Genomic DNA, 7,670 nt, shown 5'->3' on the forward strand with positions numbered 1-7,670 from the left:
CGTCACCCTCTGCGCAATTCTCACCTGGCTACGCCGATTGGGAGACACGCCCTAGGGGGTTCTCTCCTATAAGCGGGCTCTCCTGTACGGCCCCCGGCTCCCTCCCGCACCTACTCGACGCCCCTTCCGGCTGGGGAAGGCTGCCGCTCCCAGCCCTACAGGATCCCGGGGCCGTCGAGGGCAGCCCACAGGACACCGGCCAGGACGCCCAGCGCCAGGCTCGCGGTCGCGGCGACCGCGGCCGTGACGGCCGGCCAGGCGGCCATCCCGCCGCGTCCGGGGAACTCGGCGGCTTGGGAGTCGGGTCGGGCGAAGACGGGGGCGAACCAGCGCAGGTAGTAGAAGAGGCTGATCACGCTGTTGACCACCACCACCAGAGCCAGCCACCCGTGACCGCCGTCCCAGGCGGCGGTGGCGGTGGTCAGTTTGCCCACGAAGATCGCCAGGGGCGGGGTGCCCACCAGCCCCAGCAGCGCCACCAGCACGGTCAGTCCCAACCCTGGGCGGGAGCGGGCCAGCCCGCGGTATTCGGCGAGCGTCCGGTGCTCGGGCAGGGCAGCGGTCACGGCAAAGGCGGCGACGTTGGTCACGGCGTAGGCGGCCAGGTAGAACAACAGCGAGGGCAGGGCCAGGTCGCTGCGCCCGGCTGCGGCCACGGGCACCAGCAGGAACCCCACCTGCGCCACGGTCGACCAGCCCAGTAGCCGGCGGGGATCGGTCTGCCAGTAGGCGGCCAGGTTGCCCAGGAACATCGAGGCGGTGGCCAGTAGGGCGGCGACGAGCAACCAGGAGTGCTCTTCGGCGGAGACTGTGGCCACCAACCGGTACACGGCCACCAGCGCGCCCACCTTGGGCACGGTGGTCAGGAACGTGGCGGCGGTGACCCCGGAGCCCTGGGCGGCGTCGGGCACCCAGAAGTGCATCGGCACCCCGCCGGCCTTGAACAGCAGCCCGGCCAGCACCCCCAGGATGCCTGTCCCCACGGCGGCGTCCGGTGCGGTGGGCAACGCCTCCCGGAGCAGGGCGTAGTCGGTGCCTCCGGCCAGGGCATAGAGCACGGTGACGCCCAGCATCAACAGGATCCCGGACAGCGCCCCCATGAGGTAGGTCTTGACCGCCGCCTCGGCGCCCAAGCGGCCGCCGGTGAGTCCGATGATCCCGTACAGCGGGATGCTGGCCAGCAGGAATCCCACGATCAGCACCAACAGGTCGGTGATCCCGGCCAGGACCATCACCCCGGCGGTGGCGAAGAGCAGCAGGGCGTAGGTGTCGGATTCGCGCGGGGAGTCCTTGAGCTCCCCGGAGGCCACCCCCAGGATCAGCAGGGTGGCCAGGGTGGCTATCACCCGTGCGGCGCCGGTGGCGGTGTCCACGGCAAAGGTACCCGCAAAGGCGCTTTGCGCAGGCCCGGCCATAGCCACCGCGGCGGCGGTCGCGGCGCCCAGTAGCGCCAGGGCGGCCGCGGCGCGGGCGATCCACTGGCGCTGCCGGGGGAGGAACGATCCGCCCAGTAGCACCGCCAATCCGCCGGTAAAGACGATGATCTCGGGCAGCAGCAGCCCGGGGCTCATCTGCATGGAGGCGTCCACGGGTTACCGTCCCACCAGTTCCACGAGGGCGGCCGAGCTCGGCTCGATCACCCCGAGCAGCACCAGCGGCAGCACTCCGATCAGCACGGACAGCGCCAGCAGAGGGCCGGCCGACCACAGCTCGTGCGCCCGCAGGTCCGCGAACCCGGGGGAGCGCCCGGCGGCGGGCCCGGTGAAGACCCGCTGCAGGGCCCGCAGGAACAGGGCGGCGGTGATCACGATGCCCACTAGCGCCACTGCGGTCACCGGGGCCACGGCCACGCTGCCGGCGAAGATCTGGAACTCGGCTATGAACCCGGAGAACCCGGGCAGGCCCAGGGAGGCAAAGGCGCCGATCGCGAACAGCGCCGCGTACCGCGGGGCGGGGCCGGCCAGCCCGCCATAGGAACCCAGGTCGTAGGTCCCGGCCCGGCTCTGCATGACCCCGGCCAGCAAGAACAGGGCGGCGGTGATCAGTCCGTGGCTGACCATCTGCACCATCGCGCCGGTGACCGCCACGGACCGGGCCTGCTCGGCACCCTCCACCAGCAGCCCGGCCGCACCCAGGGCCAGGACGATGTAGCCCATGTGGTTGACGGAGGTGTAGGCGATCATCCGCTTGAGGTCGGTCTGGGCAAGCGCCACCAGTGCGCCGTAGAGCACGGAGACGATTCCCACGGCCACGATCACCCAGGCCCACGCCCGCCAGACCTCGGGCAGCATCGGCATGGCGATCCGCACGAAGCCGTACGCGCCCATCTTCAGCAACACCCCCGCCAGGACGGCCGAGCCGGCGGCCGGGGCGTCGGTGTGGGCCGGGGGAAGCCAGGTGTGGAACGGCACGGTGGGGGTCTTGACGGCCAAGCCCACCAGGATCGCCGCCAGCACCAGCCCCCCGGCGAGCGGCTCACCGGCCAGCGGGGGTGCGGCGACCAGCTCGGGGATGTCAAAGGTGTGGGGCGCCGAGAACACATACAGCCCGATGAAACCCAGCAGCAGGGCCAGCGACCCCAGGAACGTGTAGAGGAAGAACTTCAGCGCCGACCGGGCCGCATTGCCGTGGCCCCACCCGGCGATGATGAAGTACATTCCCACGATCGACAGGTCAAAAAAGACGAAGAACAGGATCAGGTCGGCTGAAACGAACACGCCGAGGCTCATGCTCTGCAGGAACAAAAATAGCGCCGCCTGCACGCGCGGCCGGTCCGAATCCCGCAGGCAGTACACAGCGCACGCCAAGAACACCACGACCGTCATCGCCACCAGCGGCAGGGACAGCCCGTCGATGCCCACGTGGTAACTGCTGCCCACCCCCGGGATCCACGGCACCTGCTCCTCGAACGCCAGCCCGTTCGGTCCCGGGTCCTTGTAGCCGGCCCACACCACGGCAACCAGCAGCACTTCCAGCACGCTCACCGCGATCCACGCCCATCGCGCGGCCGCCGGCCCGATCGCCGGCACCGCGGCCAGGACGGCGGCGGCGGCCAAGGGGAGAAAGACGATCAGACTGAGCATGCTCATCCCATCACTGCGTAGACGGTCCAGGCCACCACGGCCACGGTGAGCACCGCGACGGCCTGCAGGAGGTACTGGTGGACGGCCCCGGTCTGCGGGGTGCGGGCCAGGTGCCCGAGTCGGCGAACCCAACCGGCCAGGCCCTCGACGGCGCCGTCGACCACGGCGTCATCGAGGCGGGCCGCGCCCTGCCCGGCCGTATGGGCGGCCCGTGCGGCTGCTCCGACTCCGGCGTCGAGGACCTCGTCGTCGAACCGCGCCACGGACCGTGCCAGCATCGGGACGGCCCCGGCCACGGAGGTCACGGCGCGGTCCAGGACCGCGTCGTCGAACCGGGCCAGGAGGTGCGCCAACCGCATGACGGGAACGACGACGACAACGTGCGCAGCAGCCTCCAGCCCCAGCCACCGCTCGGCCCACCCGAGTTCCGGGGCGCGTAGACGTCGCATCAGCAGCACCACGGCCAGGGCGATGGCGGCCGAGACCACGAGCTCGAGCGCCGTCACCTCGCCGTGCCCGCCCATCGCCTGGGCGAGGGCGCCGCTGAGCGGGGGCAGCGCCAACACCGACAGCCCGGCCGCCCCCGCGGCCAGCACGACCAGCGGGGCCTGCTCGAGCGCCCCCACCTGCCCGGTGCCGAGCTCTTGCGTTGCGCCGACCTCCCGCCCGGCGGTGGGCTCCTCGACCCGGGCCTGGGCCCCGCGGTGCCAGATCGTCCATAGGACCTTGCCGGAGTAGGCCGCCGACAGGGCCGCCGCCACCAGTCCTGTGGCGTAGAGCCAGGCCGAGGTCTCCAGGGCCCCAGCCAGCACCGCGTCTTTGGTCGCCCACAGGGACAGCGGCGCGATCCCGGTCAGGGCCAGGGCTCCCACGGTCGCGGTCACGCCCACCACCGGCCATCGGCGGCCCGCCCCGCGCAGTTCCGTGAGCTTCTCGGTGCCCAACGCGGTGAGCCACGCCCCGGCAGCGAGGAACAGCAGTGCCTTGGTGGAGGCATGGGCCACCAGTTGGGCGGCACCTCCGCTCACCGCGCCCACTCCGGCGGCCAGCACCACAAATCCCATCTGCGCCACAGTGGACGCCGCCAGCAACTGTTTGAGATCCCGTTGGGCCAACGCCACGATCCCCATCGCCACCGCGGTCAGTAGCCCGATCCACGCGGCGGCCGGGCCCGCCCACCCGGTGGAGGCGAGCAGCGGCTCCACGCGCAGCAGCAGGTAACCGCCCATTGCCACCATCGCCGCCGAGTGCAGCAGTGCGCTGACCGGACTGGGGCCCTTCATCGCGCCGGAGAGCCAGAACGAGAACGGCAGCTGCGCGGCCTTGCCCAGTGCCGCCACCAGGATCCCGGCCGCCACCACGTGCCGCCACGGGCTCTCCGCCGCCGGCAACTCGGACAGGCCCATACCGGCGCCGCCGGCCAAGGCAGCGCCGGCGGCCAGGTAGAGACCCAGGTCGGCGGTACGGGTGGTGAGGAAGGCCGTGAGCCCGGCCGAGACGCGGTCGGTGTCCCGCCACCAGAACCCGATCAACGCGTACGAGGTCGCGCCCATCAACTCCCAGGCAAACAGCAGCGCCGGCAGGCTGGCGGCCGAGGCCGTGATCAGGGCCGCGGCGGCGAAGAGCAGCATCAGCCCGTGGAAGCGGGGCCGGGCCGCCCGGATGTTGCCGGCCGCAAAAACCAGCACCAAAAGGGTCACCACTGCGACCATCGGCAGGGTCAGCGCCGCCAGGGCGTCGACCTCCAATGCCACGTCGACGCCGGCGATGAACGGGAACGCCACCGCAGGCCGCGCAACGGCGACGACAGCCGCCAGCAGCGCGGTCACGGCAGCGGTCGATACCGCGATCGGGGCCGCAACCCGCTCCGCCCGGGTCAGCGCGAGCACCGCACCCACGGCAGCCGGGAGCACCACCAGGGTCAGCAGCAAGGTCTGGTCGGCGGTCATCCGGAGAGATCCTCGGCCATGTCGGTCATGTCGGTCTGCCGCTTGCGGTGCAACAGCGTCGCCACGGCAAAGCCCATGGCCATCTCCACGGTCATGGCCGCCAGCACCACCAGCAGCAGCACCTGCCCGGAGGGGCCCGGGGCCAGGAACCACCAGAACCCCGCGGCGGCCAGGAGCACCCCGTTGATCATCAACTCCAGGCCCATCATCACCATCACCACCACCTGCTGGGACAGGGCCCCGTAGAGCCCGACGGCGAACAGGGCGGCGGCCACCACCAGAACGGCCTCCAGGGTCATCGACCCACACCTCCCGGCTGGGGGTCGTCGGCCGGGCGGCGCCGCAGATCGTCGCCGAGCCGGTCGTAGCGGGTGCGCCCGGCGGCCAGGACGATCCCGGCCACGATGGTGGCCACCATGACCGCGCCCACCACGGCCATCACCAACATCTTTTCGCCCATGATCTCCAGGCCCAGCGCGTTGGTGAGGTCCTCGGGTGGGGCGCCACGTCGCTCGGGCCACGGGATCAGCAGCGCCCCGGCGGCCAGCAGCACAAAGACCCCGACCGAGGTGCCGATCGCGGTCTTCTTCCCGTGGGTCATGTCCATCGGCATCAGCGCCGGGTTCATGCCCATGAACATCACCATGTAGACCGCCATCACCGCCATCTCCATGACCATCATCAGAATCGTGATGATGCCCAGGTAGCTCTGACCCAGCAGCAAAATCATCACCCCCACGGCGATGAACGATGCCGCCAGCGCGTAGGTGGCCCGGGCCATCGAGTCCACCACGAACACGGCCGTCCCCGCGGTCACCGCCACCACAGCGAGTACCCAGAACACGATCCCGACCAGCACGGCTCAGCCCTTCCAGACCACGACGAGGGACACAAGCAGATCCTGGGCCACGACGGCCGGGAGCAAGACAGTCCAGCCGATCTCCATGAACCGATCCGGTCGCAGCAGCGGAAGTTTGCGCCGCGCCCACACCAGAACCGTCAGCACCAGCGCTGTCTTGACCAGCACCCACGCCCAGTCGGGCAGGACGGGCCCGGCACCACCGCCGAGGAAGAGCGGCACCGAGAACGCCGCCCCGGCGGTGAGGAACAGGTAGCGCCCGGCCTGCAGGACCAGCCGATCGACCCCCGAGAGTTCGGCCGTCACCCCGCCGACGATGTCCGCGGACAGGGCCGGGGCGAATGGACCCCATACAGAGAAGCCGGTCACGCCGATCAGGAAGACCAGGAACGCCACCGGCATCCACACCACAAACCACACGCCGTCCTGCGCGGCCGCGACGTCGCCCACCGCCAGACTGCCGGCGGCGATCGCCGGGGCCACCAATGCGAACATCAGCGGCAGCTCATAGGCCAGCCCGTGCGCGAGGAAGCGGTAACCGCCCACCAGACCGTGGATGGAGTTGGCGCCCCACCCCGCCAGCCAGACCAGGGCCCACACCATGACGTCGACGGCGTTGAACCACACGACTCCCACGTCGAGGTCCGCCAGTGTCCAGCGGCCCAGCGGGATCACGGCGATCATCAGGAACGCCCCGACCAGCATGCCCGCGCCGCCGATCCGCCACAGCAGGGTGTCCGCGGCGACCGTCGTGCGGCGACGCTGCCGCAACAGACGGGCCGCACGGGCCAGGGGAGTGGGCCCGCCACGACCGCCGCCCCGCGCCGGCGACGAGAGCACCCCGTCCAGCGCCACCGCGAACAACGCCAGCCCACACAGGATCACCCCGGCCAGCACGGCCCACCCACCGGACACGGTCGTCACCACGGTCTCAGACATGCCCCACCTCCCGGACGGCAGGATGCGAGCCCAGATCAAGGCTCGCCACCGCCAAGCGCACAGTGCCCAGCTCCAAACCGGTCACCAGGTCCGGCACCACCGCCCACGGCACAGTTAGTTTGTCCGCAGATTCCTGCGCTGAGCCGCCATCCGCCCGGTCCGGCGTTGCGCCGCCGACCTCGACGCGGATCCGTTCCAGTTGGGCCAGCAACCGGTCGTGGGCATCCCCGAGGCAGTGCCCCGGCAAGCCGTGGCGCTCCAGATCGGCCGGGCCGAGCGGCAGCACGCCCCGCAATGACCAGCGCAGCAGCCGCGACCTGCGAACCTTCCGGTGCAGACGCTCGACGGCGTCACGGGCGGCACCGGGATCGCCCGTCAGAATCCCGTCCCGGGCACGGCGGGCGCAGTCCGCCAGGTCTTCGGCACCGGCCAGTGCCAGCAGTGCCATGACCTGATCACATTGGGTCACCGTGGCAGACGCGTGGTCCGTGGGCCGACCGGGTGCTCCGGCCCTGTGCTCCGTCGCGTCGATCACCGAGGCGGTGGCGTCGACGACAACGTCCCCCTGTAGCGAGCAGTGCAGCACGAGCCCGGCCGGCCAGAACGGCAATACCGGACCGAGCGGCAGATGGAGAACATCCATCTCCAGGCCGTCGCGGTCCTCCCCGCCTTCGGCCAAGGGAATCCCGGCGGGAGCCATGTCCATATCCCCGTGGCCTTCATGGCCCTCGTGGCCACCATGCCCGCCATGGTCTTCGTGGCCCTCGTGCCCGCCGTGGTCTGCGTGGCCCTCGTGGCCACCATGCCCGCCATGGTCTTCGTGGCCCTCGTGCCCGCCGT

The 7,670-nt window shown here is 71.2% G+C and carries 7 protein-coding genes; all 7 read right to left on the reverse strand.

Annotated elements, in window-relative coordinates:
• Window positions 1-155: 155 nt before the first annotated feature.
• From QM615_RS22230 to QM615_RS22260, 7 genes are read right to left on the reverse strand one after another with little or no spacing between them, the layout of a single operon-like run.
• Window positions 156-1,571 (reverse strand): NADH-quinone oxidoreductase subunit N, encoded by a 1,416-nt coding sequence (locus QM615_RS22230; RefSeq protein WP_042329325.1) that lies wholly within the window; start codon window positions 1,569-1,571, stop codon window positions 156-158.
• A 21-nt stretch (window positions 1,572-1,592) separates the two neighbouring features.
• On the reverse strand, window positions 1,593-3,083 hold the full coding sequence (locus QM615_RS22235) for a complex I subunit 4 family protein (protein ID WP_007626381.1): 1,491 nt from the start codon (window positions 3,081-3,083) through the stop codon (window positions 1,593-1,595).
• 2 nt (window positions 3,084-3,085) lie between these two features.
• Window positions 3,086-5,032: an NADH-quinone oxidoreductase subunit 5 family protein gene (locus QM615_RS22240; RefSeq protein ID WP_206492765.1), complete on the reverse strand. Its 1,947-nt coding sequence runs from the start codon at window positions 5,030-5,032 to the stop codon at window positions 3,086-3,088.
• A complete protein-coding gene (locus QM615_RS22245) occupies window positions 5,029-5,331 on the reverse strand; it encodes an NADH-quinone oxidoreductase subunit NuoK (protein WP_017836397.1) in 303 nt (100 codons plus the stop codon). The genes QM615_RS22240 and QM615_RS22245 overlap by 4 nt, the downstream gene beginning before the upstream one ends.
• Window positions 5,328-5,891, reverse strand: coding sequence for an NADH-quinone oxidoreductase subunit J (locus tag QM615_RS22250; protein ID WP_064257203.1), 564 nt, complete (start codon window positions 5,889-5,891; stop codon window positions 5,328-5,330). Before QM615_RS22250 ends, QM615_RS22245 begins: the two co-directional genes overlap by 4 nt.
• Before the next feature lie 3 nt (window positions 5,892-5,894).
• Window positions 5,895-6,830 carry a complex I subunit 1 family protein gene (locus QM615_RS22255; protein ID WP_017836399.1) on the reverse strand — a complete coding sequence of 312 codons (936 nt, stop codon included), beginning with the start codon at window positions 6,828-6,830 and terminating at the stop codon, window positions 5,895-5,897.
• Window positions 6,823-7,536 (reverse strand): hypothetical protein, encoded by a 714-nt coding sequence (locus tag QM615_RS22260; protein WP_007626389.1) that lies wholly within the window; start codon window positions 7,534-7,536, stop codon window positions 6,823-6,825. Before QM615_RS22260 ends, QM615_RS22255 begins: the two co-directional genes overlap by 8 nt.
• Window positions 7,537-7,670 lie beyond the last annotated feature (134 nt).

Origin of the sequence: Rhodococcus sp. IEGM 1341 (assembly GCF_030056895.1) — a bacterium.
Taxonomy (GTDB): Bacteria; Actinomycetota; Actinomycetes; order Mycobacteriales; family Mycobacteriaceae; genus Rhodococcoides.

Excerpts from the sequence above, each read along its gene's own strand:
- QM615_RS22230 (WP_042329325.1), bottom strand. The coding sequence starts at position 1,571 with ATGAGCCCCGGGCTGCTGCTGCCCGAGATCATCGTCTTTACCGGCGGA.
- QM615_RS22235 (WP_007626381.1), bottom strand. The coding sequence starts at position 3,083 with ATGCTCAGTCTGATCGTCTTTCTCCCCTTGGCCGCCGCCGCCGTCCTG.
- QM615_RS22240 (WP_206492765.1), bottom strand. The coding sequence starts at position 5,032 with ATGACCGCCGACCAGACCTTGCTGCTGACCCTGGTGGTGCTCCCGGCT.
- QM615_RS22245 (WP_017836397.1), bottom strand. The coding sequence starts at position 5,331 with ATGACCCTGGAGGCCGTTCTGGTGGTGGCCGCCGCCCTGTTCGCCGTC.
- QM615_RS22255 (WP_017836399.1), bottom strand. The coding sequence starts at position 6,830 with ATGTCTGAGACCGTGGTGACGACCGTGTCCGGTGGGTGGGCCGTGCTG.
- QM615_RS22260 (WP_007626389.1), bottom strand. The coding sequence starts at position 7,536 with ATGGACATGGCTCCCGCCGGGATTCCCTTGGCCGAAGGCGGGGAGGAC.